The organism is Labrenzia sp. OB1 (genome assembly GCF_001624695.1).
In the GTDB taxonomy this organism is placed as follows: Bacteria; Pseudomonadota; Alphaproteobacteria; order Rhizobiales; family Stappiaceae; genus Roseibium.
This window is the reverse complement of sequence record NZ_JSEP01000012.1, coordinates 76,456-102,656: the sequence shown is the minus strand read 5'-3', so window position 1 is coordinate 102,656 and position 26,201 is coordinate 76,456. Positions and strand designations below refer to the sequence as shown.

Below are 26,201 nucleotides of genomic sequence, written 5' to 3'. Positions count from 1 at the left end.
GTCCGGGACGGCACCGTTTTTTGTTTCGCCGTCCCGGCCTTGAGCCGGGACCGGTTCATACGAGATTCCTCATTCCACGATCACCGCCGTCTCGACCACCGCATGGAACAACACGTCCGCGCCCGCCTTGGCCCAGTCCCTGGAAATCTCTTCGGCTTCGTTGTGTGACAGACCATCGACGCAGGGGCACATGATCATCGCCGTGGGGGCGACCTTGTTGACCCAGCAGGCATCGTGGCCGGCGCCGGAAATGAGATCCCTGTGGGAATATCCGAGGCGTTCTGCTGCATTTCGAACCGCTTCGACGCAAGTCTTGTCGAATTCCACCGGGTCGAAACCGCCGACCTTTTCGAATTCGACTTCAAGCCCCATGTCGTCGCAGATCTTCTTGCCACCGGCCTTCAGCCTGTCTTCCATGTCCTTGATCACGGTGATGTCGGGGGAGCGGAAGTCGATGGTGAAGACGGTCTTGCCGGGTATGACGTTGCGCGAATTCGGAAAGACGTCGATGTGACCGGCAGCGCCCACGGCATGCGGGGCATGCGACCAGGCGATTTCGTCGACAAGTTCCAGAATGCGGGCCATGGCAAGGCCGGCATTCTTGCGCATCGGCATCGGCGTTGAGCCGGTGTGGCTGTCCTTGCCGGTTACCGTCACCTGCGTCCAGGACAGGCCCTGACCGTGAGTCACGACTCCGATTTCCTTGCCTTCGGCTTCCAGAATGGGCCCCTGTTCGATGTGGAGTTCGAACATGGCGTGCATCTTGTCCTTGCGGGCGCCAACTTCCTCGTCGCCGACCCAGCCGATGCGCTTCAGTTCCTCGCCGAATGTCTTGCCTTCGGCATCTTCCTTTGCATAGGCCCAGTCCTGGGTATGGACACCGGCAAAGACGCCTGAAGCCAGCATGGCCGGCGCAAAACGTGTGCCTTCCTCGTTAGTCCAGTTGGTGACCACGATCGGGTGTCTGGTCTTGATGCCGAGATCGTTCATCGTACGGACCATCTCCAGTCCGCCGAGAACACCGAGAACGCCGTCATATTTGCCGCCAGTCGGCTGCGTGTCGAGATGAGAACCGACATAGACGGGCAGGGCGTCCGGGTCGGTGCCCGGGCGCGTCATGAACATGTTGCCCATGGTATCGACCGCCATGGAAAGGCCTGCGTCCTCACACCATTTCTGGAAAAGCTTGCGGCCTTCGGAATCCGCGTCCGTCAACGTCTGACGGTTGTTGCCGCCGGCAACGCCCGGGCCGATTTTCGCCATCTCCATCAGGCTGTCCCAGAGCCGGTCAGCATTGATTCTCAGATTTTCACCCGGAGCTGCCATTCGCTAACTCTCCTGTTACTTCAGTTCTATTTCGACAAAGGACATGGGGATGTCGCCGCCGTTGATCACATTGTGTTCGACGCCTTCGTCCCGGCGGTACACGGTTCCGGCGGGGACGAGAACGGTACGCGTCTCGCCATCTGGTTCCTCCAGCGTCATCTGACATTCCGTCAGGGCGGTGATGACGTAGTCCATCGAGTGCCGGTGCCAGCCGGTCTCCGCACCAGGTGCGAAGTCGAACCGGGTGACCCTGACCCTGTCGTCATCGATTAGCTGGCTGGCGGTGGCCTGTGGTCTGCTCATCAAGTTTCGCCCCTTGGAAGGAGTTAATCGCAGAAGGTGAGAAGCATGCGCGGTGTGTCCGCCGTCAGTCGATGGCGTGCAGCACATCGCGCAGCTTGCCGAACAATTCGTCAATCTGGTCCTTCGATATGATCAGCGGCGGCGACAGGGCAATGATGTCGCCCGTCGTGCGGATCAGGAGGCCGTCATCATAGGCTTTCAGGAAGGCCGAGAAGGCCCGTTTGGTCGGTTCGCCCTCGATTGGCGACAACTCGACCGCGCCAATCAGACCCAGATTGCGGATATCGATGACATTGGGACAGTCTTTCAGGGAATGCAGTCCGTCTTCCCAGTATTGCGCCAGGTCGGCGGCGCGGGTGAGAAGCCCTTCTTCCTCATAGGTGTCGAGCGTGGCGAGCGCGGCGGCGCAGGCCAGGGGGTGCGCCGAGTAGGTGTAACCGTGGAACAGCTCGATCATGTGGTCCGGACCGGTCATGAACGCATTGTAGATATCCGCCGAACAGAACACCGCGCCCATCGGAATGACACCGGACGTCAGGCCTTTTGCGGTGGTGATCAGATCCGGGGTTACACCGAAGAAATCCGTCGCGAAAGGCGCGCCGAGTCTGCCGAAACCGGTGATGACTTCGTCGAAGATCAGCAGGATGCCGTGCTGTGTACAGATCTCGCGCAGGCGTTCCAGGTAGCCCTTGGGCGGGATCAGGACACCGGTCGACCCGGCAACGGGCTCAACGATGACCGCGGCAATCGTGGACGGGTCATGCAACTGGATGATGCGGATCAGGTCCTCGACATATTCAGCGCCGTTTTCCGGCATGCCGCGCGTGAAGGCGTTGCGCTCTGGATCGTGAGTATGTCGCATGTGGTCGACGCCGGTGAGCATCGTGCCGAAGGTCTTGCGGTTGGAGACGATGCCGCCGACCGAAATGCCGCCGAAGCCGACTCCATGATAGCCCCGCTCGCGGCCGATCAGCCGAGTGCGCGTGCCCTGGCCGATGGCGCGCTGATAGGCGAGCGCGATTTTGAGCGCGGTATCGACACTTTCCGATCCGGAATTGGTGAAAAAGACATGGTCAAGCGGTGAAGGCGTCATGGCCGCCAGACGGGCGGCCAGTTCAAAGGCTTTCGGATGCCCCATCTGGAAGGCCGGCGCATAGTCGAGTTCGGCAATCTGCCGCTGAACGGCTTCTACCACCCTCGGGCGGGAGTGACCGGCATTGCAGCACCACAATCCAGCCGTACCGTCGAGGACCTGACGGCCGTCGGCGGTCGTGTAATGCATGTCCTTGGCCGCGACAAACATCCGGGGCGCCTGTTTGAACTGGCGATTGGCCGTGAACGGCATCCAGAAGGCTTCGAGATTGTTGGTTGCAGCCTGGCTCTGTGCTGCCGGAGATGCCGGTGCTGACATATGTCCTCCTTGCGGCCTGCTGATGCGGCCGGCGTTCGGTGTCTGTAGGGAAAAGAGGTCATGGCGCAACCACCGCTCTCGTCAAGGCGGTGCGGCAGCTCAAATCCTCTCCCCACTCTGTTCCCGGCGATTTCACGCAGGCTTTCGCCCCTTGTCATCGCCGACTGTCTCTGGATGGCCTGTGGGCCTGTCCCGGTTTTCCCGGGTTTCCTTATGATGACCATAAGCTGACCATCCTTCAAGACATCCCCATTGCAGGGCCTTTTCGGATCGTCTAGCCTTCCAGCCACCTGGTCAATTTACCCTAGGTGTGATTTGACCAAATGGTCAAGATGCAAATCTGTTCGACATGGCTAATTTCCGGTCATTGTTCTGCGGAGTGGGTTGAGACCGGCGTGAAACTGCCGATCGCGGGGTGTTCATCCCCCGGAAACCGGCAAGTGAAGGGCGGCCAAGCGGCCGGGGAAGTGGACTTATTGATGACAGGTCTCAGTGGGCAATCGCCTGCATCACCCAAACAAGTCGGATTGAGCAGAATACAGGAAAAGAACCGGTCGCTGATTCTCGAAGCCGCACTGGGTGAATTTTCAAAAAAAGGGTTTTCGGGCGCAACGGTCGAACGCATTGCTGCCGAAGCGGGCATGTCGAAGTCGAACTTGCTGTATTATTTTTCCTCCAAGGAATCGATCTATAACGCGACGCTTGCCCATATTCTTGAAATCTGGCTGGCACCCCTCAAGACGCTCGATCCACTTGGCGACCCGGCGGACGAACTGGCCGCCTATATTCGGCAGAAAATCGAATTGTCGGCGGATTTTCCGGAAGCCTCACGGCTGTTCGCCAATGAAGTCATGCAGGGTGCCCCGCAGATCCTGCCCGTTCTGGAAACGGATCTGAAGCGCCTTGTTCTTGAAAAAAGCCAGGTCATCAAGGACTGGATCGAAGCCGGCAAGATGCAAGCGGTCGATCCGGTCCATCTGATCTTCACGATCTGGGCGACGACACAGCATTATGCGGATTTCTCGGTTCAGATCCGGGCACTGACGGGAACGGATCTCAGCGATCCGGACTTTCACCGGTCAACCGTGGCCGCGGTGACGTCTCTGATCCTGAATGGTGTCGGCCTGAAATGGCCGCGGGAAGGCGACCCGGGCGCATGACGGACGAGCCGTCCGATTTCAAGGCTTCATCCCGGATTCCGGTCACGGGACAGCTTTATATTTCACGAGACGATCTCTCCGAGGAATTTGTCAGGGCTTCCGGGCCGGGCGGTCAGAATGTCAACAAGGTTTCGACCGCGGTCCAGTTGCGCTTCGATCTGGAGCGCAACGAAACGCTGCCGGCGGATGTCAAGTCGCGCGCCGCGAAGCTTGCCGGCAGCCGTCTGACCCTGAACGGAGAGATTCTGCTTCAGGCCGACAGGCACAGGACACGCGAACGCAACCGGGAAGATGCGCTGGAACGGCTTCTGGAACTGCTGCGAAAGGCATCGGAACGACCCAAGCCGCGCAAGGCCACCAGACCCACCCTGGGATCCAAAAAACGGCGGCTGGAATCCAAAAAGCAACGCGGCCAGATCAAGAAGATGCGCGGCCGGTCCGGACAGATGACCGACTGACAGACGTCACGTGACCGGGCGATGCCAAAATCACGGCTCCACAGGGGGCGGCGCGTCAGGCAAGAGACCTTTCCCCTCGGAACCGCGCGACCCACTCCCGACTTGTCGCGTCGGCCAGCTTGGCGATGCCGGGAGTTATACCGTCTGCGCAGCCGCGATCCAGGCCTAGCGCCTCCAGAGCCTCGCCCAATATGGCAGCGGGATCGGAAGACAGCGCTTCATATGTGAAGCGGACCGGGTTGATGCCTTGCGTGTCGAACCAATTGCTCCAGTCAAGATCGTAGGCTGTAAACCTATCAACCCAGCGCGCGATCTCGGTGGCGTCATAAAGCGGAGGGTGAGGCGGGCCGAGACGTTCCAGCTCCGTTCCGTTCGGCGCCACGTGCCACAGTCCGGTTTGCTCCGCCTTCACGTAAGAGACGGCCTGTTCGATCTTGTCCTTTCTCGTCAGGTGAATGAACAGAGTTCGGCCGAAGGCGGCCTGAAACATGTCCCTGTCCGTTGCCTGGTTCGGATGAAGAACCGCCAGTTTCCGCAACAAGAAATCAAAGCTGTGCCTTTGCAGGCGCAGACTGAAAATACGTGTTTCACGGCTGCCTTTTTCGATTGCGGCGCGGAAGATCTGAGCCAGTTTCTCAGTTTCGTCAGCCGTTTCCGCCATCTCCAGGTCAAAATACCGAAGCCAGTCCGAAACAGAGGATTCGTGAAAGTAGGATTTCGGATCTCCGGCTACGCCTGTCGCGGACAGAAGGTTGCAAAAGAGCGTGCTGCCGCTGCGTGGAGACGTACAGATGACGTATGACGCGTAAGGGGACATGGTGTAAAAATAGCCGGAATTGAGAAGTGATATCTGGTTCCGTGACTTACCAACCAGATGTTGCACAAGCGTGACGCCGGTTTGGCGGCAAGGCGCCGTGACTGAGCCCGTAAAAGTTAATGTCCTTGGCGTCCGGTCTACGCGCACAAAGCGAACGGAAATACGGTTGGTCCACCTTGTCGCAAGCCGTTTGTGGTGATTATGTCCAGGCCGCTGCCATGTCAGCTGTCAGACCTCATAGGAAATGATTGGAGGTCCGATTGTTTATCTGTTCTGGCGCGTAAACCCAGACAGGATACCCCAGGAAGAGAGCTATGACTTCAGCTTCCGCAGGTGTGCGGTACCAGGTGAGTACAGGTATTTTATTGATGTGTGCGGGTGTTGCCTGTCTGTGTGTCAATGATGCCGTCGCCAAGACATTGACCGCGGGATATCACCCGATACAGATCCTCTTTCTGCGCAATGTGATCGCCTTGCCCATCGCGGTACTAATCGCATTGAAGATGGGTGGACCGGCGGCGCTGCGTTCCTATCGGCCAGCGGCGCATCTGCTGCGCGGCATTCTCTGGCTTGGCGCCGCGACGCTCTTTTTTACCGGCCTCAGTCTTCTCGAACTTGCCGAAGCCACCGCGCTTGTCTTCGCCGCTCCGATTTTCATGACAGCGCTCTCCGCCGTTCTGCTGCGCGAACAGGTGGGATGGCGGCGCTGGTTCGCCGTCGTGATCGGTTTTGTGGGGGTGCTGATTATCGTGCGCCCCGGAACGGGAACTTTCCAGACTGCTTCGCTGTATCCTGTGGGAACCGCGGTCCTTTACGCCTTCCTGATGATCAGCGCCCGTTGGGTCGACCCGCGCGAAAGCGTCTGGACGCTGATGATCTATCTTGTCGGGGCAGGGGGGCTGCTCAGTGCACTGCTGGTTCCGTTCGTCTGGGTCGACCTCAGGCTCGAGGATGCCTGGCTGTTTTTCGCCATTGCACTTTTCGGCACGGCAGGCATGACCATGATGACCCAGGCCTTTCGCTTTGCCCCGGCGGCCGTTGTGGCGCCTTTCGACTACAGTGCCTTGATCTGGGCATCGATGCTCGGCTGGCTGATCTGGAACGAAATCCCCGATATGGCTACCTATATCGGCGCCGGTGTCATCATCCTGAGCGGTCTCTTCATCGTTCTGCGTGAGCGAATTCTGGAGGCTTGAGGCGGGCCGCGGTTGCTGCGCGGCTATGTTGAACGCGGTCTCACTTTATCTTCACGTAGGCGCCGGGAGCTTTGCAAAGCGGAGGATATCCGCGCTCCGGGTTGCCCACGGCCCGGGCCGGTACGGTTCCCGAGGACTGCCTTGTCAGCCAGTCGCTCCATTGCGGCCACCAGGAGCCGTCCGAAACCTCTGCCTGCTCTGCCCAATCGTCCGCATTCGGGTGCGGGCCGCCATGCTTGTAGAAAAGCTTGCGGTAACTGCGGTGCGGATGGCCGGGCTCGGAAACGATGCCGGCATTGTGCCCGCCGGAGGTCAGGATGAAATCGACGTCTGTGTCGAACAGATGCACCAGCTTGAAGACCGATCTCCACGGTGCGACGTGATCGGTCGTGGTGCCGACGGCGAAAACAGGAACACGGATGTCCTCGAGATGGACATCGTGTCCGCCGACCTTGTAGCGTCCCTGGGACAGGTCGTTGTTGAGGTAGAGCTGGCGCAAGTAGTCCGAATGCATCCGGTAGGGCATACGGGTTCCATCCGCGTTCCATGCCATCAGGTCGCTGGTGCCGGGGCGCTGGCCCAGCAGGTATTCCAGCACCATGCGGGACCAGATCAGGTCCTGTGAGCGCAACATCTGGAAGGCTCCGGCCATCTGCCACTGATCCAGATAACCTTTCAGCCACATCACGTCCTCGATGAAGGATAGCTGGCTTTCGTCCATGAACAGGCCGAGCTCGCCCGGCGCGTCGAAATCGACCTGAGCGGCGAGTATCGTCTGGCTCTGGAGGCGGTCGTCGCCGTCACGAGCCATCGCAGCGGAGGCCATGGCCAGCAATGTACCTCCCAGGCAATAGCCTGCCGCATGGATTTTTTCGGACCCGGTTATTGTCTCGACGGCATCAAGCGCCATCATGACGCCGCGATCGATATAGTCTTCAAGGCTCACATTCCGGAGGCTTTCGTCCGGGTTGATCCAGGATATGCAGAACACCGTGAAGCCTTGAGCGACCAGATAACGAATGAGAGAGTTATCCGGTGACAGGTCGAGAATGTAATATTTCATGATCCAGGCCGGAACGATCAGGAGAGGTTCCGCCCGAACGGTGTCGGCTTCAGGCGCATATTGGATGAGTTCGATGAGGTCGTTGCGAAAGACGACCTCGCCCGGAGTGATCGCGACATTCGCGCCCGGCTTGAAGGCCGCATCCTCTTCCTGGGCCTGAGCGGCTTTTGTTACATCGCTCAGCAGGTAACCCAGACCGCGCAGAAAATTGACGCCGCCTTCCCGGAGCGTTGCCTCGATCACATCCGGATTGGTGAGTGCGAAATTGGCGGGTGAAAAGACGTCCAGAAACTGCCGGGTGTAGAACTCGACAAGCCTTTCGTGCTGTCCGGTGACGCCGCTCACTCCCATCGCTGCTTCATGCCACCATTGCTCCGTCAGCAGAAAAGACTGCGCGCAGATATTGAAGGGGAATTTCTTCCAGGCCGGAGACTTGAAACGGTGGTCATGGGGCGGCGGCTGAATGCAGCAATCGGTCTCTTCGCCGTTCAGTGCACAATTCAAGATATACTTGCCGAGCCGGATCTGCTTGCGGCCGAGTTGTCTCAGGATCTGCTGTTGCTTGCCGGGAGAAATGCCTAGATGCAGTATCCAGTCCTGCCAGGCCTGCAGGAGACTGATTGGCGAAATGCCGAGTGTCATGGCGGCGAGGGAAGCATGATGGAAGCGGTCGGCGATCAGGAACATCCTGTCATCGGGATCTCCCGTCTCCGCAAGCGCTCCTGACAGATGCCGGCCGATCATTGAATCGACAGTGGAATCGGGCAGGGCAGGCTGGACAGTTTGTTTCACAAAAGTCTCCGGTAGCAAAAGCGGCGATTGTCCTTGGCATCGAACCTGCCGAACAGATTGTGAGGGTCAGCGGATTGTAAGGCTCATGGGCAAAGTCAATTGCGCAACGCCGTCCACAAGGGAGCTGGTCGGGCGTTCTTGGATCGCGAGGCGATATTAGATGGGTGTGGCGACGGAAAAATGATCGGCATCAAACTGCACGGCCTTTTTCGTCTCCTTATCCGGTTTTGAGAGGAGGGCGGTGGCCTGGGACGGCTACTGCGCCGAGGCAGCCTTCGCAGAACTTTCGCGGACCAGCAGGTCCGGCTCAAGCTGGATGATGCGCGGATCGGGAAGACCGGTCTTGTGGGCAATCAGGTCGAGAACGCGGTCGACAGCCAGGGAGGTGATGCGCTCTACATCATAGCTGACCGTTGTCAGCGCGGTTTCGGCGAAGGCCCCGAATTCCGTGTTGTCGAACCCGACCACCGAAAGGTCTTCGGGCACTTTGATCGCGTGTTTCTTGCAGTAGCGGATGATCCCGAGCGCCAATGAATCATTGGTTGCGAAAACGGCCGAGAAGTCATGCCTCGACTTCACCAACAGGTCCATGGCCCAGTACCCGGTCTCCACCGAATGACCTGCCGGGTTGATCAGAAGCTCATCGCAGACGGGAATTCCGGCGGCCTGGTGAGCTGACCGGTACCCATCCATCTTTTCCGGATTTCCAAGCGCAGAGCCTCCGTCTATCAGTGCGATCCGCCGGTGGCCGGTGGCCAGAAGGTGACCTGTCGCCTTGCTGGCGCCCGCTCTTTCATCCATCGACACGGCGTCGATACCGGCATCCAGATCGCCGACCAGAAGGACAACCGGGTAATTATTGTTGCGCAGGCGGCGGATGTGATCAAGATCGCCATGCCGGAAAGGGAAGATCAGCATCCCGTCGGCGCGGCGCGCACGGAAGGCGTCGATCATCCGGACTTCTTCTTCCTGATTGTTGTTCGATGTCGCGAAAAGCGTCGTGTAACCGCGGGCCGCCAGTTTGCGTTCCACGGATTGGGCGACATTCGTGAGGATCGGGTTCTGCATGTCGGTGAGGATGAGACCGATTGCCCTTGTCTCCCTGCTCACCAGGGACTTGGCGACCTGATTGGGCAGGTAGTTGAGCTGATCGGCCGCCGCCTTGATCCTGTCGCGTGTGTCGTCGGGTATGCGCGGGCTGTCCCGCAAGGCGAGAGAGACAGTGTTGACAGAGAAACCGGTCAGTTCCGCGACGTCTTTCAGTCTTGCTCCCGACTTTGGCATAAACCTGTTTTCTCCGCGTGTCTCAGGGCGAACGTTAATACAACCGGGTAAGGGGAAGGGCAACTGTCATTTCTCCCCCTATGATCAGCTCGTATCTAGTCCCACTCCGGCCCCCAAACCGGATTGATGACCCTGGAGATCTGCCCGGCGCCGGCGATAGCGGTCATGTCCTCAGCGCTCAGTGTCACGTTTTGGGCCGCCAGATTGCTGGCAATCCGCTCCCGTGACGACGATGTGGGGATGGCGGCATATCCCTTCGCCAGTTCCCACGCCAGGGCGACCTGCGAAGCGGTTGCGTCCCGCTTTTCGGCGATTGCCTGCAGGACCTTGTTGTCGAGCAGTGCTCCCTGGGCGAGGGGACGGTAACATGTGATGGAAATTCCGGACCTGTCGCAGTATTCCGCCAGCTTCCTGTTCTGGAAAAGCGGATTCAGCTCCACCTGGTTGGTCAGCAGGTGTGATTTTCCAACGATTGTTTCAGCCTTTTTCAAAAGCGCGATGGTGAAATTGGAGACGCCAATCGACCTTGTCAGTCCTTTCTCCTTCGCCTCCACCAGTTGCTCCAGATAGACCGCCAGGGGGACTTCACCGTTGGGAGACGGCCAGTGGATAAGGGTCAGGTCCACCGTGTCCAGTTGCAATTTGTGGAGACTGGCCTCAAGGGACGGGATCAACCGGCCGGGACCGAAATGAGATGCGCCAACCTTGGTGGTCACGAAGATTTCGCCGCGATCCAGCCCGGAGCGCCTGACTGCGGTCCCTACCTCGCTTTCGTTCTCGTAGGATTGGGCTGTGTCGAGATGCCGGTAACCGCATTCGAGGGCGAAACGGATCGCTTCAATTCCGTCTTCTCCGACGCGCCCGAATGTGCCGAAGCCCAGCGCGGGCATCAAACCTCTGATTTTGTGCATCTAAATTGCTCCCTGAGTTTCAGGCCCGACATGTGGCCACCGATTTTCTCCGGCATTTCCAATTTTGCGCTTGACCTGCAGTGCGGAATTTGCAGTCATATTAACGATAATACGGCTCTGGGCAACCCAACAAGAAAGCCGGTTATCGGAGGAACGCGCAGGGAGGCGCATATGAGATACCGGTTGAACCGGTTGGCACCCCAGTTGGCTCTGACGCCAGCCGTTATCATCACATTGGTCGCCTTCATCGGGGCAATTGCATGGACGGTCTATGTCTCTTTCACGCGCAGCCGCAGGCTGCCGGAAGCCGCGATCGATTTTTCCAGGCCCTTTCGCCAGTATGAAAGGCTGTTTCAGGACAATGCCTGGAGTATTTCTCTCACCAATCTGATCGTGCTTGCGCTTGGCAGCGCGCTTGCCATCGTCTTCGGTTTCATTCTGGCCGCGATGATCGAACGGGAACGCCGGGGAGAGGATTTCTTCCGTACGGTGTTTCTCTATCCCCTGGCTGTCTCCCTTATCGTGACGGGCGTTGCCTGGCGCTGGATATTCAATCCCGATCTCGGACTGCAGAATTTCATGCATGGCCTCGGATTTACCGGCGTGCATTTCAACTGGCTCGCTGAAGGCGAAACGGCGATGTACGCCGTCATCATTGCCTCCGTCTGGCAGAGCTCCGGTTTCTATCTGGCGCTGATGCTGGCCGGCCTCAAGGGCATCAACGAGGAAATCTGGAACGCGGCGCGGCTGGACGGTGTCAGTCTGATGCGAGTCTATATCGAGATCATCATTCCGATGATGAAGTTCACCTTCCTCACCTGCGCCATTCTGCTGTCGCTGGGGGTGATCAAGGCCTACGACATCATCGTCGCCATGACCAATGGCGGGCCGGGTCAGTCCACATGGGTTCCGGCCTACTTCACCATTAACGCCATGACCCAGCGCGGCAATCTCGGCTATGCCTCCGCCGCTGCGACCATGATGCTGCTGATCACGCTGGCCGTCTTCCTTCCTCTCGTGCTTCTGACCGCCTGGCAGCAGCGGCTGGTCCGCAAGGAGGTTGCCTGATGAGCGATCCTCTCGCCGTTCGACCGGCAATCCGTCTCAACGCGGGCACGCAGGAAAAACCGGTGCTCTTTCCGCGAAGAAAGTCCCGTATCAACGGCCGGTCTGTTGCGGTCCTTGTTTTTCTCGCCATGGCGGCCGCTTTTTACTGCGTTCCGCTTTATGTCCTGGTGGTCACGTCTTTCAAAACCATGGAACAGATCCGCCAGGGTGCGATATTCGCGTTGCCGACGGAATGGACCTGGGAACCGTGGAACTTTGCCTGGAACGAAGCCTGTTCCGGCATCACCTGCGAAGGCCTGAAGGTCGGGTTCTGGAATTCGGTCAAGATCCTCATTCCCTCGCTGATCGCCTCGATCTCGCTTTCGGCGGTAACCGGATATGCCTTGGCGCTGTGGAACGTCAGATGGGCGGGCACTTTCCTGTTCATTCTCTTCATGGCGGCCTTCGTGCCTTTCCAGATCATCATGTTCCCGCTCATTCAACTGACAGTGCACATGGGCATCTACGGTTCGCTGTGGGCGGTCGCGTTCATTCACACGGTCATGACCATGCCGATCGTTACGCTGATTTTTCGCAACTATTACAAGGACATCCCGGACGAGTTGATCAAGGCGGCAATGATCGACAGCGGGTCGTTCTGGCGCATCTTCGGCGAAATCATTCTGCCCATGTCCGCCAACATCCTGATCGTCGTCCTGATCATGCAGATCACCCACATCTGGAACGACTATCTGATCGGCGTGACCTTTGGCGGGCCGGGCGGGCAACCCATGACGGTCAATCTGGCGAACCTGGTGACCGTGTCTACCGGAACGGTTTCCTACAACGCCAACATGGCGGCGGCGCTGCTGACAGCCATCCCGCCGCTTGTCATCTATTTCGTGCTCGGCAAGTTCTTTGTCCAGGGCATTTCCGCCGGCGCGATCAAGGGCTGAGAGAAATATGCCAAACGTTTCCTTCGAACATATCAACAAGTCATACGGCAATCTGGCCGTGCTCGACGGGCTGAATCTCGACGTAGAGGACAGCGATTTTCTGGTACTTCTCGGCCCGTCCGGCTGCGGCAAGACCACGCTGTTGAACCTCTTGGCCGGACTGGTGGAAGTCACCAGCGGCAGGATCATGATCGGCGATCGCGACGTCACCGAACTGGACCCGAAGGACCGGGGCCTTGCCATGGTTTTCCAGTCCTATGCGCTCTATCCGACCAAAACGGTGCGCGGCAACCTGCGCTTCGGACTTGCCGCACGCAAGCTGGATGCCGCAGAAATCGAACGGCGCATCGCCTGGGCCAGCAATCTGCTTCAGCTCGATCCTCTGCTTGGCCGCAAACCGGCGCAACTCTCCGGTGGTCAGCGCCAGCGCGTCGCCATTGGACGCGCCCTGGTAAAACACGCCGATGTACTTCTCTTTGACGAGCCGCTTTCCAACCTCGACGCCAAGCTGCGCACGGAAATGCGGCTTGAGATCAAGAAGCTGCACGACGAACTGAAGCCAACCATCGTCTATGTGACGCATGACCAGATCGAAGCGATGACGATGGCAACAAAGATCGCGGTCATGAACGGCGGCGAGATCCAGCAGTTCGGGTCTCCGGACGAGGTCTACGAACGGCCGCAGAATCTCTTTGTTGCCGGTTTCATCGGCTCGCCGCAGATGAATCTCAATCCGGGCGTTTTCTCGCTGAGCACAGGGCATCCGCTCGCTGCGCTCAGGTCGGGTGTACAGGTGGATCTGTCTGGTTATGCCTTCGGGCACACACCGCAGGAGGGGGAGGAGATCATCGTCGGTTTCCGGCCGGAGCATTTCAGTGCACCGAACGGCACAGTGGCCGAACCTGCGGCGACATTCGACCTGACGGTCAAGATCATAGAGCGAACCGGATCGGACACGATCCTGTCGCTTGCCTATGAGGACCGGCTGCTGGCCGTGCGCACCGAACCGGATCGGGCGAGTGCGTTGCATCCGGGGGACACGGTTTCGGTCGCCTACCCGAAAAACAAGCTCAATGTTTTCGCCGCCGGTTCCGGCCTGCGGCTCTAGGTCTTCGACTAAGGGAGGAAGTCATGTTGAAGAAGTTTGCAATGATCGTGTCGGCGTCGGCCATCTTGGCGGCCGGAGCGGCCTGGGCCGAACCGCAGGAACTGATAATCTATCAGAAATGGTCCTCACCGGCGGAAGTGGCGGCGCTAAACGTTCTGAAGGACGGGGCGGAGGAACGCGGCATCGAGTGGATCGATATCACCATTCCTCATGACACCGGTTCGAACGTCAATCTGCTGAATCTGGTGACCGGCGGACAACCGCCCAACATCTTTTCGGAGAACAACCCCGCCGTCTACCGCGACCTGACGCAGATGGGTCTCGGCCGGCCGCTGACAAAGGATTTCGAGGAAGCAGGCGTCACAGCGAACCTGCCGCCTTCGGTGGTGAAATCCATCACGGTGGACGGCGAGATCATGAAATTCCCGCTTGGAATTCATATTGACGGCATGGTCTTTTACAACAAGGCGGTTGCCGAGAAAGCGGGCGTAGACCCTGCATCGTGGACCTCGCTTGACGACATGTTCTCCGAATTCGGCAAGATTCGTGAAGCCGGCTATGTGCCCCTGGCCGTCGGGGCGCAAGCCTGGCAGATCGGCTACCTGACCCACGCGCTTGTCGCGACTGTCGGCGGGGCCGATTACTTCACGCGCATTTACGGGCCGGAGCCCGATGCTGCAGCGCTGGACGAGGCGCCGTTGCGCGAGACATTCGACTGGCTGCGCAAGTTCCAGCAGGCTGCGGATGAAGGATCGGTGAATCGCGATTGGAACATGACGACCAATTTCGTCATCTCCGAAAAGGCCCTGATGCAAATTCACGGGGACTGGATGAAGGGTGAATGGCGTGTTGCCGGCAAGGAAGCGGGCAAGGATTTCGGATGTATCCAGATCCCGGGCGCCAAGGCCCTGTCGGTCACGGTGGATGCCTGGGGTCTGCTCGGCAATCAGCCGGCGGACGTGGATGGCAAGCAGCTGGAATTCGCGTTGATGACCGTCAGCCCGGACATCAATTCCGCCTTTGCCGCAAAAAAAGGGTCGACACCGGTCAGGACCGACATCGATCAGTCTTCGCTCGACCCCTGTTCCAGGGAAGTTCAGGCGATCTTGAAGGACCCGGCACGGCAGGTCCAGAACCCGCACTCCATGGTGGACGCGGACTGGCAGGCCTCGATCTGGGAAGTCGCGTTCAATTTCTGGAGCGATGACAGCATGACCACCGACGAAGCCATCGAGGAACTAAAGGATAACTACGACATCATCCTCAACTGATCCTCCTGGCGGGGCGGTCTCTCCTTGGGGGCGTCCCGCTTTTTTTACATTTTCATCGGGATACCAAAGATGGACAAGCGCCTGCTGGATGAAGATGCAGTGATGCAGATCTGCTTCGTGACACATGACGTTCAAAAATCCGCGAAGTGGTTCTCCGACCTGACGGGAAAGCCCCTGCCTCCGGAGGGCGGGGCCGCTGATGCCGACCAGGCGCAGGCAATTTATGAGGGCAAACCGGCAAATGTCGGATGTCGCATCATGATGTTCGAGTTCGGCAACATTGACGTTGAGTTTCTGCAACCGGGACCTGAAAAAAGCGCCTGGCGCGATCTTCTGGAAAGCCGAGGGCCGGGATGTCACCATATTGCTTTCCGGACCCGCAATCTGACCCGGCGCAATGCCTATCTGGAAAAGCAGGGCCACAGGCTGCTGCAACGCGGAGAGTTCGACGGCGGTCACGGGCGCTATGCCTATTACGACACGGTCGCCGATCTCGGCGCGATGATTGAACTTCTTGAATTCGACAATGACAAGGAATCGCAGTCCTGACGGTTCCTGCTCGTCCTGTCCGAAAGCCAATCGATCATGACATACAAGATTTCCTACCAGCTCTATTCGTCACGCAATTTTCCACCCTTGGCCAGTCATCTGCCGGTTCTCAAGGACATGGGATATGACGGTGTAGAGCCATGGTTGCCCGCCTATCAGGAGGATCCCGCGCTGCTGCGCCGTCAGATCGACGACGCGGGACTGGCCTGTTACAGCTTTCACATGCCGCTGTCCGGGCTTGTCGACGAGCCCGGGCGGTTCATCGACATCGCGCTGACACTTGGCGCCCGGTACATGATCCCGCCCTTCGTTCCCGTGGCAGAGCGAGAGAACAGCAGTGATTTCTGGAAGGGGATCGGAGATCGGCTCGCCGAAGGCGCGCGACTTGCCGCTCCGCATGGCCTCAAGGTCCTCTGGCACAACCATGATTTCGAATATGCGCCACTGCCGGACGGCAGCCGTCCGATCGACCATATCCTGACAGCCGGTGAGGAAGTGCTCTTCGAGATCGATTGCGGCTGGATTGCCCGCGCTGGCGCAGATCCTGCGCGGGAACTGTGCAAATACGCGGACCGCATATTCGCCATTCAGCCAAAGGATACCGCACCTCCGGGCACACAGGCGGAGGACGGATGGACCGCCACCGGTGACGGGATCATCGACTGGCCTGCTCTGGCCCCCTTGTTCAAGCAGACCAATGCCGACCTGATCGTCACCGAGCACGACAATCCGGCGGACTGGAAAAGGTTCGCGAAGCGCTCGATCGACTATCTGCGCACGCTTGGCATTTAGGATCGGAGCCTGACAGTTGAAAATCACCGATCTGAAATGCGCAATGCTGGGATCGAGCCCTGTCGTGCGGATCGTCACGGATGCCGGAATTGACGGCTTTGCCCAGGCCGAAAGCTGGAAGCCGTTTCTCAAGCCGCTGGTGCTGCAGCTCAGAGACAAGATTGTCGGGCTTGACCCGACGGATGTGGAGCAGGTCATGCTGCATATCCGTCATCTCGGTGGTTTCAAACCCTGGGGGGCGGCCGTCAGCGTCGTCGAAATCGCCCTTTGGGACATCGCAGGCAAGGCGGCGGGGCTTCCCGTTTACAAGCTTCTGGGCGGCAAGCAGCGCGATCGTGTCAGGGTCTACAACGGGGGCAAGCGGGAACCGCTGACCGGCTTTTCGCCTGAGGACTACGCTCGCAATACGGCCGCCATGCTCATGCAGGAGGAAGGCTTCACGATAGTCAAACAGCCCATCGGCTTTCACGGCCGGATGGAGGCAGGCGTTGCGAATTTCTTCTACGGAGACAGGATGTTTTGCGGCCAGCACGGAACCCATGAACGCGGCGTCTTGAGCGAATATGGCCTGGCGCATATGGCCGATTGCGTGCAGGCAATGAAGGAAGTGACCGGCGACAGGGCCGGGTTGGCTCTCGATTGCGGACCGGGCTGGACGGTGGGCGATGCGACGCGGTTTGCGATAGGCGTCGAGAAGCATAGTCTTCTCTGGCTGGAGGATCTTCTGAGCGGCGATTATGTGCCCTATGTCGATGCGGATCTTTATGCCGGCCTGACGCGCGCCACGACAACGCCGATCCATACGGGCGAACAGATCTACCTGCGCCAGAATTTCAGACCACTGATCGAGACCAAGGCTGTGAATGTCATCGGTCCGGATCCTTGCGATGTCGGCGGCCTGGCGGAACTGAAATGGATTGCCGAATACGCCGATCTACACGGCATCCAGATCGCGCCGCACGGTATCGCGAACGGCCTGCTGGGGCTTGCCGCGCTTGTGCAGGTCTGCGCCACGCTGCCGCGCAATTTCATTGCCTTCGAGTACCCGGTTGGTGAGCCGGACTGGTGGTACGACATCGTCGACGGTTTTCCTGAACCGATCGTTCGCGACGGCCATGTGGCGGTTCCGGACACACCGGGCCTCGGCATCACGATCAACCCGGCAAAAGCCGGCAAATATCTGTCTCCTGAAGACGGCGCCTTTTTCGACTGACGAACCAGGAGTTCATTCGCGTAAATGAGGAATTCATCCATGAAGAGTTTTATCTGCACATTCGATATCGAAACAGGCCAGGAAACGCTCGTTCTTGCGGCCGAACGCCATCTGGAGGCACCGAACTGGACCCGCGACAGCGCGGAGTTGATCGTCAACAGTGGCGGTAGGCTTTACAGGCTGCCGCTCGCCGAACCGGTGCTTGCTGAAATCGATACCGGCTTTGCGGACAAGCTCAACAACGATCACGGCCTGTCACCTGACGGATCGCAGCTGGCGATCAGCGACTCTTCACAGACGAAGGAAAGCTGCATCTACGTTTTGCCCTCCACCGGCGGCACGCCGAAAAGAGTGACCGGAAAGGTACCGTCCTACTGGCACGGCTATGCACCGGACGGCCGGACGATTGCCTACACGGCGCGGCGCAGCGCGACCTATCAGATTTTCAGTTGTTCCGTTGACGGAGGAGAAGAGTTTCAAATCACCTCGGACTTCGACCATTGCGACGGACCGGACTATACGCCGGACGGGCAGTGGATCTGGTTCAACGGCGAGCGTGACGGATCGGTTCAGCTCTGGCGTATTCATCCGGACGGCAGCGGGTTGGAGGCCATGACAGACGACGAGCGGGTCAACTGGTTCCCGCATCCGTCGCCGGACGGTCAAAAGGTGGTCTACCTGGCTTATGAACGTGGAACCACAGGCCACCCGGGCGGAAAGACCGTGCAATTGCGGCTCATGCCGGCAGACGGCGGTTCACCGAAAATTCTTTGTTCGCTGCATGGAGGGCAGGGGACGATCAATGTTCCCTCGTGGGCGCCGGACAGCAAGCGTTTCGCCTATGTGAGATATGAAAGCTGATGAATGCCGGCGAAGGGTCGGTGCCATCAGTTTCCGCAGCTTGTTTGCGCAACCGGCAAGGTGCCGGCCAGCGGCGATCGCTCAAAAAATACAGCGTTCCATTTGTAAACTTTGCATCCTGGGCGCTCATACGGTCACCGTTTGCCGGTGCGGACAGGGCAGGAGCAATGCATGGACCCGCAGAGCCGATCAGATCTTCAGGGCATTCAGTTTCGCGAGATTCTTCATCTTCCCGATATCCGGCTTGAAGGGCCTTCCTGCGGGATCAAACGCATTCTTGAACGAGAAGGCGGCCGGGCCAGGGCCATTCGACATCAAGTCCTCAAAGCGTGCCACGGCTTCAGCCCAGTCAGGCCTGTCTCCGTCGCCTTTCCACCATAGGACATACTCCGGAATATGATCCGCGGGAATGTGCCAGTCTTTGCCGTGCCGCAGCAGCCGTCCATGTGGTCCCTGGTATGTTGCCGCCATGAGTGCCTCCAGGGAGGACCAGAGGGAGAGAGTTGAAGGCGCCCAGCCGTCTCCGTTGCTGTTCGACCAGCAGTCAGGAAAAACCTGTTCTCCCCAGGTTGGAGGCCCTTCCTCGCCATCGTAGCCGGAGCGAGCAATAAACCCCTCTGAAGTTTCGAGGGTGGAAAATGTTCCCGGTTCAGCTTCTCTGAAACCCCTGATTTGTTCCGACTGATACGGCGCAACAAACTGATTGAACGTATAAACGGCAAGCACGCGCTCTTGCATCTGGTTCCCCGGATAAATTCCGACCGAAGCCGGTCGTGCAAACGATCTTGACGCCTTCAGGTCATATTCGTTTTCATTATATCCGCTGATGATATGACACCGATGTGAGCATTGTCGATTTTGACATGATCCCGGCCTGTTTCAAGTCATTCTGGTTCTTTAACGCCCATCTGATGCCACGTCGCGAGAAGCATCAAATGATCCAATATTCGGTGATCAGTTTTTGCAGGGGAGCGGAGGCTTCGTTCGCGGAAGCAATCGAGCGGTCGGCATATTTGTCGCCAGGAACTTCGTGGCGGATCGGAGGCTTTTTCCAAGCGCTCTCCCTGAAAGCCGCGGTGTTTGTCGGTCAATTCAATTTTCCTTTGTACCGCTACGATCCGTGTCGCAGCCGGCAGCACCGCGGTTTGGCTTCGAGCGCCATCGTCAGTTTTCCGTTGTGCCATCACCCAGGGTCCGGACAAAGGTCTCCGCGATAGCCAGAACGGCTGCGTGAATCGGTCCCGCAGTAAGGCTGGGCATGACCGAGGCGTCCACCACGTAAAGGTTATCGACAGATCGAAGCCGTAGATCCGGGCCGACAACAGCGGTGTCGTCATTGCCCATCCTGCAAGTGCCGCACGGATGGTGATGCGTGATGACCGCTTTCGTGATGAAATCGTCGATCTCGGCCGTGGTTCTGAGGGGGGCAGGATAAAGTTCGCGGTCGCGCCACCCGTCAAGCTCCTGCGCGTGTCCGATTGTTTGCGCGGCCTCGAGAGCCTGGCGAAACATGTCTCGGTCATGGTCTGTTTGCAGGTAGGCTGGATCGATGATCAGCCGATCGCCGGTTTCGGGCCCGGTAATGCGAAGGCTGCCCCGGCTCGTGGGATGGGTCACCCCGAAGAGCAGAGAGTAAGCCGTGCCGGTTTCCGGCTGCGGAAAGCACTCGGATACGATCGGCGCCACGCCGCAACCGACGACGATATCGGGGCGTCCCGTCCCGGTGAAGTCGCCGGCTCTCATATACGCCATCGACTCGGAATGCTGCAGGCGAGAAGGCGGAAGTGGCTTGCGCGTGGAATAGACATTGCCGGCGCCCAACAGGTGATCCTGGAGATTCCGGCCGATATCGGGCATGTCGAAACGGCAGTCCACGCCTGCGGCATTGAGGACCTCGGACGGTCCGATGCCGGAGCGCATCAGCAGAGCAGGGCTTTCCAGTGAGCCGGCACACAAGAACACCTGCTCGGCGGAGATGCGGGTCAGGCCGTCCCTGCCGACGATCTCGAGGTGGTGGACCCGATTGGCCTCCAGAACGAAACGCCGGGCGAGGGTGCCGGTCAGAATCCTCAGATTGCCGCGGGCACGCACTTCCGGTGTCAGCCATGCATCTGCAACCGTCACCCGTCTTCCGTCGCGGATGTTCAGCGAGTTCGGCGTTGCGCCGATCATCTCACCGTCATTGTGACCTTTGAGGCGGGGCAGGCCGAGGGCGCTGCCGGCAGCGATGAAGGCATCGGTAAGCGGGCTGATGTCCGCATCCGTCCTGTGGACAGGCAAGGGACCACCCTTGTGACCCGGGGTTTCTCGGTCTTCATTCGCTTCAAAGGCGGGCAACAAACCCTTATAGCTCCATCGGGAACTGCCGGTCGCTTCGGCCCAGGGCGCAAAATCTTCGGGATGTCCGCGCATGTAGCCCATCGCGTGCAGGCAGCTCGACCCACCCACAAGACGGCCGCGTGCCCAGGAATGGACCCTGCCGGCTGTGCCCGCCTGCGGCTCCGTCTTATAGTCCCAATCATAGCTGCGGCCCTGAAGCGCCGGCCAGGCCGCCGGATTCCAGATGTCGGGGTCCGTGGCTTCATCGCCTGCTTCAATCAAAAGCACGCTTCGGGTTGGATCCTCGCTCAGTCGTGCGGCCAGCAGCACTCCGGCCGAACCGCCTCCGATGACGAGCGCGTCCGCGTTCATGTCGCTTGCTAAAAAAAACTCAGTCATCACCGTCCCCTTTTGCGGCAGCCTGTGTCAGAGCCCTGGAGACCGCTGCTTCAAAAGCCGGACGCTCCCAAGCACGCTCCGAAACGCGCGGAAATCGATATGTCATGATGGGTTCAGCCGCCTGAATGCCGGGGGCGGCGAGGCGGAGCCTAGTTACCGCACTCCATGGACTTTTTCGCTGCCGCCATCGCCTTGAGGACGTGTTTTCGTGCGGCCTTCCGGGCAGCTTTTTCGTCACCTGCGGCGATAGAATTGTAGATCTCTTTCATCTCCGCCAGACTGCTTAGCGCCCGGCCTTCCAGTGACATCGATCGCGATCTGAAAAGGCTGATCCTCGCGACCAGGCCCCGATGGATTTCCTCAAGGATCGGATTTCCGCAATTGGCGAGGATGATGGAGTAGAAATCGGCCGCCGTCGTCACCCGCGCCAGGGCGTCGTTGCTGGAGGCGGCGGCTTCGAACGCGGAAAGTGCTTTTTCGAGTGCCTGAAGCTCCTGCTGCGAGATCGTCTGAGAGCAGCGGCCGACAGCCTCAACTTCCAGAAGTTCCCTGGCCTCGTAGATGGCGGTTACCTGCTCCCATGAAAGAGCGGGAATAAAGGGGCCCTTGTTCGGCACGATATCGATGAGGCGTTCGGCCGCGAGGCTGCGCAAGGCTTCGCGGAGGGAAGGTCGGCTGATGCCGAGCTGAACGCACAATTGACTTTCAACCAGCCGGCTGCCGGGTTCGAAAACCCCGGAGAAGATCGCAAGCCTCAGCTTGTCGACCGTCGCCTGCTGCACGGTGCGCGGCAATACTCTCAAATTCAGGTCTGGCAGCATCGTTTTGATCTCGTACATCCGGAGTGAGCGCAACCAGAAGGAATATAGGCGGCGTCTTTCTATTTTGACAGCATTATCACACATTCTGTCAATACGTAAGATTGAAAGATTGTCAGACAATTTAGTTGACGCTTATCAGATTTGTGTCATGCTTCCAATACCGAAAGACAGCGACGCAGGATCTGGGACATGGTGGCGACCGCCTCTTACGAAGACATGAGTTTGCGCCGTATCGACACCGGCCGCATTACCTTGAACATACGTGAGGCCGGGAGCGGCCCGTTGATGCTTTTCTTTCACGGGATCACCGCCAATTCCGCAACGCTGGCGCCGTTGGCCGCTCATTTCAGCGATCGTTTCACGACCATCGCGGTCGACCAGCGCGGCCATGGCCTCAGTGACAAGCCCGAGAGCGGATACGGCGCGGATGACTTTGCCGATGATATCTCGGCCCTGATCCGGACGCTTGATCTGGGACCGGCAGTCCTGGTCGGCCACTCCCTTGGATCACGTAACGCGGTCGCTGCCGCGGCCCGGTTCCCCGAGCTGATCCGCTCTGTCGTGGCGATCGATTTCACACCGTATATCGAAGCGGAAGTTTTCGATGCGCTGGAAGCGCGGGTGAATGCGGGAGATCAACTGTTCCACGATCTGAAGGCGGTGGAGACCTATCTCGCCGCCCGCTATCCGAATATTCCGGCGCAGGCCATCAGGATTCGAGCCGAGAGCGGATACCGCGAGGTCGAGGGAGGGCTGCGTCCGTTGGCGTTCCCCTCAGCCATGTCCCAGATCGCCGCCGGGCTGCGCGCGGATCTCACCCGGACGTATCGCGATATCCGCAGGCCGGTTCTTTTGATGCGCGGGGAGGAGAGCAAGCTGGTCTCCGCCGAGGCGCTGGCGAAAACCAGCCGATTGCGCCCCGACCTTCCGGTCGTCGTCGTTCCCGGCGCCGATCACTACGTCAATGAGGTGTCTCCGGACATCACATTCAAGGCAATCACCAACTTCATCGATGCCTGAGAGCGGATGTTCCGTTTTTTTTTACGCAACAGGATTTGAACTATGGCGAACATTAACAAGACATCTGGCAAGGCGCTTCGTGCGCAGGTCGCCGGCGCGGGCTTTGCCGGCCTGACGGCGGCAATCGCGCTGCGCCAAAACGGCTGGGATGTTACGCTGCATGAGAAGGATTCCGAGCTTCGGGCGTTCGGTGCGGGCATTTATTTATGGCACAATGGCCTGCGGGTGCTTGAAGCGGTCGGCGCGCTTGACGATGTCCTTCTGGGGTCGCATACGCCGCCGACCTACGAGACCTGGATGCAGAACAAGTCGGTTTCCAAGGAAACCTTCAACGGGCTGCCATGGCGTATTATGACCCGCAGCCACCTGCATAATGCCCTGGTCAAGCGCGCCCGCGATGTCGGTGTCGAGATGCGCGTCAATTCCGAGGCCGTTTCCGCCGATGCGGATGGCCGGTTGACGCTTCAGACCGGAGAAATTTTGGAAGCCGACCTGATCGTCGGGGCCGATGGCGTCGGCTCCAAGGTCCGCGACTCGCTGAACTTCAAGCAGGATCGCTGGACCTCCACCGACGGCATCATTCGTCTCATCGTTCCGCGCAAGAAGGAAGAACTCGGCGACGGAGAGTGGGACAACACGATCGACATGTGGAATTTCGAGCCGCGTGTCCAGCGCATCCTTTATTCGCCCTGTAACAAGGACGAGCTCTATCTCGGCCTTATGGCGCCGGCCGCCGACCCACGTGGTTCGCACGTTCCCCTCGATCTCGAGGTCTGGGTAGAGATGTTCCCGTTCCTGGAACCCTGCCTTGTCGAAGCCGCGAAGCTGCAATCTGCCCGCTATGACAAATATGCGACCACCAAACTCGACAACTGGGTGAATGGCAAAGTGGCGCTGGTGGGCGACGCCGCACATGCCATGTGTCCGGCCCTTGCCCAGGGCGCGGGCTGTGCCATGGTCAACGCCTTCAGCCTTTCTCAGGATCTTGCCGAACAGTCTTCGGTCGAGGACGCGCTGGCCGGTTGGGAAAAACGCATCCGCCCAATGACCGACCGCTGCCAGGCGCTTTCGGGTGAGTACGCGGCGAACCGCTCGCTTTCCAAGGGCAACATGTTCACGCCCGCAGCTCTCGAAGCTGCGCGCTACGACCCCATTCGCCGCGTCTATTCATGGCCGCAATAGCGGTCCGCAGGCCAGCCACAAAAACACTTGTTCGCGCCGGAGCCGCGCGTTCCCAAGGAGAAAGAAATGAAACATTCGGCCTCAGTCGAGAAACACTATGAAGTGCGTGGCTGGTACTCGTCAGTTCAGGAAATCTTGCATGATGGCGGCGCGCCCGGCGAAACGCTGATCAAGGTCGCCGTGGGTGTCATTATCCGCAATCCTTTCGTGGGTACCTACCAGTCCGATCTTTCGGCACTTACGCAGCCGAGTGCCGCCATTGGTCATGCGCTCGGAGAGCGTGCCGTGGCGCTCCTCGGCGGCCGGCCCGCCGAAAGCTATGGAAAGGGCGGAATCGCCGGCGTGGGTGGTGAGCAGGAACATGTCGTCGCCTGCATCACGACAGAGTTCGGCAATCCGCTGCGCGAGCAGGTGGGGGGCGGCGACGCCTGGATTTCCTCCGCCAGCAAGGTGGCGTCAGCCGGGACGTCGATCGATATTCCGCTGGCCCACAAGGACGAGCTTTATATCCGCTCTCACTATGATGCCATCACCTTCGCGGTGCCGGATGGCCCCCGGCCGGATGAAATTCTCATCTGCGTCGCGGCGGCAACCGGCCCGCGCGTTCACCAGCGGGTGGGCGGCAAGACTGTCGCGGACCTGGCTGCTGCACAATAACCCGATCGAATATTGACTGAAGGACGTATTTCATGCCCCTGAACATCAAAGACCTCAAGATAACGTCCGCGGATTTCAATCCGCTCGAGATGATGCGCGACGAGCATGCCGGAGACAAAGGCAACGTACTCCCAAGGCTCACGGTCAGCGGGGTTCCTGCCGGGACCAGGGAACTCGCGGTGATCTGCCATGATCCGGATGCGCCGCTGCCTCGGGGTTTCACGCATTGGACCGTTTACGGCATCGACCCGTCCGCAACTGATCTTTCAGATGCTCAGGACAAGTACCGCGTCGGGCCGAACGGGGCCGGAGGCTTGCAGTACTACGGTCCTCAGCCGCCGGCCGGCCACGGCAAGCATCATTATTACTTCTGGGTCTACGCCCTCGACACGACGGTTGAAGGAACTCCCTCGCGAGAAGAGTTCCTCGCCGGGTATGCCGACAACATCATCGAGCAAAACAGGATCGTTGGCCTTTACGAAAACAAGTGAAGTGCAAGGTGCCGGTGAAAAGACCAACCCCACCGGCCGGGACCTCAGCGACTCGGGAGAACTCAGAAATGACCACCATCACCCAAGCCCGGCAGACCGTGTTCGAAGAGCTGGTCACAGCTACCAAAATTTTGTTGCATGAGGGTATCCTCGATACATTCGGACACATAAGTGCCCGTGACCCGGAGGATCCTCAAGCTTTCTTCCTGGCGCAGAAACTTGCCCCGAGCCACATCACGACCGGTGATATCCAGCGGTTCAATCTGGAAGGTGAGACCGACGACAATCGACCGTCTTATCTTGAACGCTACATTCACAGTGAGATCTACAAGGCCCGGCCGGACGTCAATTGCGTGCTTCACAGCCATTCTCCGGCTGTGCTTCCCTATTGCTTTACAGACCAGGCGCTAAGGCCTGTCACCCACATGGGAGCGTTTCTCGGCGAGACGGTTCCCGTCTACGAGATCCGTGACAAGCTGGGTGACGACACCGATCTTTTCGGCGGCAGCCATAGCGTTTGTGCCGATATCGCCGAAAGCCTGGGTAAGCAAGCCGTCGTTCTCATGGCCCGTCACGGGGTCGTCAACGTCGGCGGTTCTGTCCGTGAGGTCGTGTTCCGCGCGTTTTACACTGAGCAGAACGCTGCCGCGCAGACCGCGGGTCTGCAGGTGGGCAACATCAAGTACCTGTCGCCCGGTGAGGTCAAGACCGCTGGAAAGCTCGTCGGAGCCCAGATTGACAGGGGATGGGACCACTGGACCATGACCCTTCGTCAAGCCGGGCTGCTCAAGTAG

At 59.1% G+C, this 26,201-nt stretch carries 26 protein-coding genes; 16 read left to right on the top strand and 10 right to left on the bottom strand.

All coding sequences use genetic code 11. The features are described from left to right. Positions 1–69 precede the first annotated feature (69 nt). From OA90_RS16850 to OA90_RS16840, 3 genes are all read right to left on the bottom strand, one after another. Entirely contained in the window at positions 70–1,326 is a 1,257-nt protein-coding gene (locus OA90_RS16850; protein WP_068414440.1) for a Zn-dependent hydrolase, read from the bottom strand. A gap of 15 nt (positions 1,327–1,341) precedes the next feature. Then, positions 1,342–1,629: a cupin domain-containing protein gene (locus OA90_RS16845; protein ID WP_068414437.1), complete on the bottom strand. Its 288-nt coding sequence runs from the start codon at positions 1,627–1,629 to the stop codon at positions 1,342–1,344. Between the two features lie 64 nt (positions 1,630–1,693). Next, on the bottom strand, positions 1,694–3,040 hold the full coding sequence (locus OA90_RS16840) for an aspartate aminotransferase family protein (protein ID WP_068414434.1): 1,347 nt from the start codon (positions 3,038–3,040) through the stop codon (positions 1,694–1,696). Positions 3,041–3,567: 527 nt separating this feature from the next. Here OA90_RS16840 and OA90_RS16835 point away from each other — a divergent pair. Next, complete coding sequence (locus OA90_RS16835; protein ID WP_347876840.1) at positions 3,568–4,200, top strand: TetR family transcriptional regulator C-terminal domain-containing protein; 633 nt, start codon at positions 3,568–3,570, stop codon at positions 4,198–4,200. Beyond that, complete coding sequence (arfB, locus tag OA90_RS16830) at positions 4,197–4,658, top strand: alternative ribosome rescue aminoacyl-tRNA hydrolase ArfB (RefSeq protein ID WP_068414431.1); 462 nt, start codon at positions 4,197–4,199, stop codon at positions 4,656–4,658. The genes OA90_RS16835 and arfB overlap by 4 nt, the downstream gene beginning before the upstream one ends. A gap of 55 nt (positions 4,659–4,713) precedes the next feature. On the opposite strand, the gene OA90_RS16825 is transcribed toward arfB, so the two are convergent. Continuing rightward, positions 4,714–5,475, bottom strand: coding sequence for a Stf0 family sulfotransferase (locus tag OA90_RS16825; protein WP_068414595.1), 762 nt, complete (start codon positions 5,473–5,475; stop codon positions 4,714–4,716). 314 nt (positions 5,476–5,789) lie between these two features. Here OA90_RS16825 and OA90_RS16820 point away from each other — a divergent pair, with 314 nt between their 5' ends. Beyond that, on the top strand, positions 5,790–6,671 hold the full coding sequence (locus OA90_RS16820; RefSeq protein WP_068414428.1) for a DMT family transporter: 882 nt from the start codon (positions 5,790–5,792) through the stop codon (positions 6,669–6,671). A 40-nt stretch (positions 6,672–6,711) separates the two neighbouring features. On the opposite strand, the gene OA90_RS16815 is transcribed toward OA90_RS16820, so the two are convergent. The 3 genes from OA90_RS16815 to dkgB all read right to left on the bottom strand — a co-directional run bounded on the left by OA90_RS16815 (position 6,712) and on the right by dkgB (position 10,721). Continuing rightward, positions 6,712–8,526, bottom strand: coding sequence for an alpha/beta fold hydrolase (locus OA90_RS16815; protein ID WP_199823744.1), 1,815 nt, complete (start codon positions 8,524–8,526; stop codon positions 6,712–6,714). A gap of 255 nt (positions 8,527–8,781) precedes the next feature. Beyond that, complete coding sequence (locus OA90_RS16810) at positions 8,782–9,810, bottom strand: LacI family DNA-binding transcriptional regulator (protein ID WP_068414425.1); 1,029 nt, start codon at positions 9,808–9,810, stop codon at positions 8,782–8,784. Between the two features lie 95 nt (positions 9,811–9,905). Beyond that, positions 9,906–10,721 carry a 2,5-didehydrogluconate reductase DkgB gene (gene dkgB, locus OA90_RS16805; protein WP_068414422.1) on the bottom strand — a complete coding sequence of 272 codons (816 nt, stop codon included), beginning with the start codon at positions 10,719–10,721 and terminating at the stop codon, positions 9,906–9,908. Positions 10,722–10,892: 171 nt separating this feature from the next. On the opposite strand from dkgB, the gene OA90_RS16800 reads away from it, so the two are divergent. The 8 genes from OA90_RS16800 to OA90_RS16765 all read left to right on the top strand — a co-directional run bounded on the left by OA90_RS16800 (position 10,893) and on the right by OA90_RS16765 (position 18,518). Then, a complete protein-coding gene (locus OA90_RS16800) occupies positions 10,893–11,789 on the top strand; it encodes a sugar ABC transporter permease (RefSeq protein ID WP_068414419.1) in 897 nt (298 codons plus the stop codon). Next, positions 11,789–12,724 (top strand): carbohydrate ABC transporter permease, encoded by a 936-nt coding sequence (locus tag OA90_RS16795; protein WP_068414416.1) that lies wholly within the window; start codon positions 11,789–11,791, stop codon positions 12,722–12,724. The genes OA90_RS16800 and OA90_RS16795 overlap by 1 nt, the downstream gene beginning before the upstream one ends. Before the next feature lie 7 nt (positions 12,725–12,731). Beyond that, positions 12,732–13,832 (top strand): ABC transporter ATP-binding protein, encoded by a 1,101-nt coding sequence (locus OA90_RS16790; RefSeq protein WP_068414413.1) that lies wholly within the window; start codon positions 12,732–12,734, stop codon positions 13,830–13,832. A 23-nt stretch (positions 13,833–13,855) separates the two neighbouring features. Beyond that, positions 13,856–15,103 carry an ABC transporter substrate-binding protein gene (locus OA90_RS16785; RefSeq protein WP_068414410.1) on the top strand — a complete coding sequence of 416 codons (1,248 nt, stop codon included), beginning with the start codon at positions 13,856–13,858 and terminating at the stop codon, positions 15,101–15,103. Positions 15,104–15,172: 69 nt separating this feature from the next. Then, entirely contained in the window at positions 15,173–15,652 is a 480-nt protein-coding gene (locus tag OA90_RS16780; RefSeq protein WP_068414408.1) for a VOC family protein, read from the top strand. Positions 15,653–15,688: 36 nt separating this feature from the next. After that, complete coding sequence (locus OA90_RS16775) at positions 15,689–16,444, top strand: sugar phosphate isomerase/epimerase (protein WP_068414406.1); 756 nt, start codon at positions 15,689–15,691, stop codon at positions 16,442–16,444. A gap of 16 nt (positions 16,445–16,460) precedes the next feature. Further along, positions 16,461–17,657 carry a mandelate racemase/muconate lactonizing enzyme family protein gene (locus OA90_RS16770; protein WP_068414404.1) on the top strand — a complete coding sequence of 399 codons (1,197 nt, stop codon included), beginning with the start codon at positions 16,461–16,463 and terminating at the stop codon, positions 17,655–17,657. A 39-nt stretch (positions 17,658–17,696) separates the two neighbouring features. Then, a complete protein-coding gene (locus tag OA90_RS16765) occupies positions 17,697–18,518 on the top strand; it encodes a TolB family protein (RefSeq protein WP_068414402.1) in 822 nt (273 codons plus the stop codon). Positions 18,519–18,707: 189 nt separating this feature from the next. On the opposite strand, the gene OA90_RS16760 is transcribed toward OA90_RS16765, so the two are convergent. From OA90_RS16760 to OA90_RS16750, 3 genes are all read right to left on the bottom strand, one after another. Next, entirely contained in the window at positions 18,708–19,244 is a 537-nt protein-coding gene (locus tag OA90_RS16760; RefSeq protein WP_199823743.1) for a DUF3291 domain-containing protein, read from the bottom strand. A 438-nt stretch (positions 19,245–19,682) separates the two neighbouring features. Then, on the bottom strand, positions 19,683–21,236 hold the full coding sequence (locus tag OA90_RS16755; RefSeq protein ID WP_068414397.1) for a GMC family oxidoreductase: 1,554 nt from the start codon (positions 21,234–21,236) through the stop codon (positions 19,683–19,685). A 149-nt stretch (positions 21,237–21,385) separates the two neighbouring features. After that, positions 21,386–22,057, bottom strand: coding sequence for a GntR family transcriptional regulator (locus OA90_RS16750; RefSeq protein WP_068414393.1), 672 nt, complete (start codon positions 22,055–22,057; stop codon positions 21,386–21,388). A 189-nt stretch (positions 22,058–22,246) separates the two neighbouring features. Here OA90_RS16750 and OA90_RS16745 point away from each other — a divergent pair, with 189 nt between their 5' ends. The 5 genes from OA90_RS16745 to OA90_RS16725 all read left to right on the top strand — a co-directional run bounded on the left by OA90_RS16745 (position 22,247) and on the right by OA90_RS16725 (position 26,201). After that, positions 22,247–23,077 (top strand): alpha/beta hydrolase, encoded by an 831-nt coding sequence (locus OA90_RS16745; RefSeq protein WP_068414390.1) that lies wholly within the window; start codon positions 22,247–22,249, stop codon positions 23,075–23,077. A 42-nt stretch (positions 23,078–23,119) separates the two neighbouring features. Further along, entirely contained in the window at positions 23,120–24,259 is a 1,140-nt protein-coding gene (locus OA90_RS16740; RefSeq protein WP_068414388.1) for an NAD(P)/FAD-dependent oxidoreductase, read from the top strand. A gap of 66 nt (positions 24,260–24,325) precedes the next feature. Beyond that, positions 24,326–24,916, top strand: a complete 591-nt coding sequence (locus OA90_RS16735; protein ID WP_068414383.1) for an amino acid synthesis family protein — start codon at positions 24,326–24,328, stop codon at positions 24,914–24,916. A gap of 32 nt (positions 24,917–24,948) precedes the next feature. Then, positions 24,949–25,407 (top strand): YbhB/YbcL family Raf kinase inhibitor-like protein, encoded by a 459-nt coding sequence (locus tag OA90_RS16730; protein ID WP_068414381.1) that lies wholly within the window; start codon positions 24,949–24,951, stop codon positions 25,405–25,407. 68 nt (positions 25,408–25,475) lie between these two features. Next, positions 25,476–26,201 (top strand): class II aldolase/adducin family protein, encoded by a 726-nt coding sequence (locus OA90_RS16725; protein ID WP_068414378.1) that lies wholly within the window; start codon positions 25,476–25,478, stop codon positions 26,199–26,201.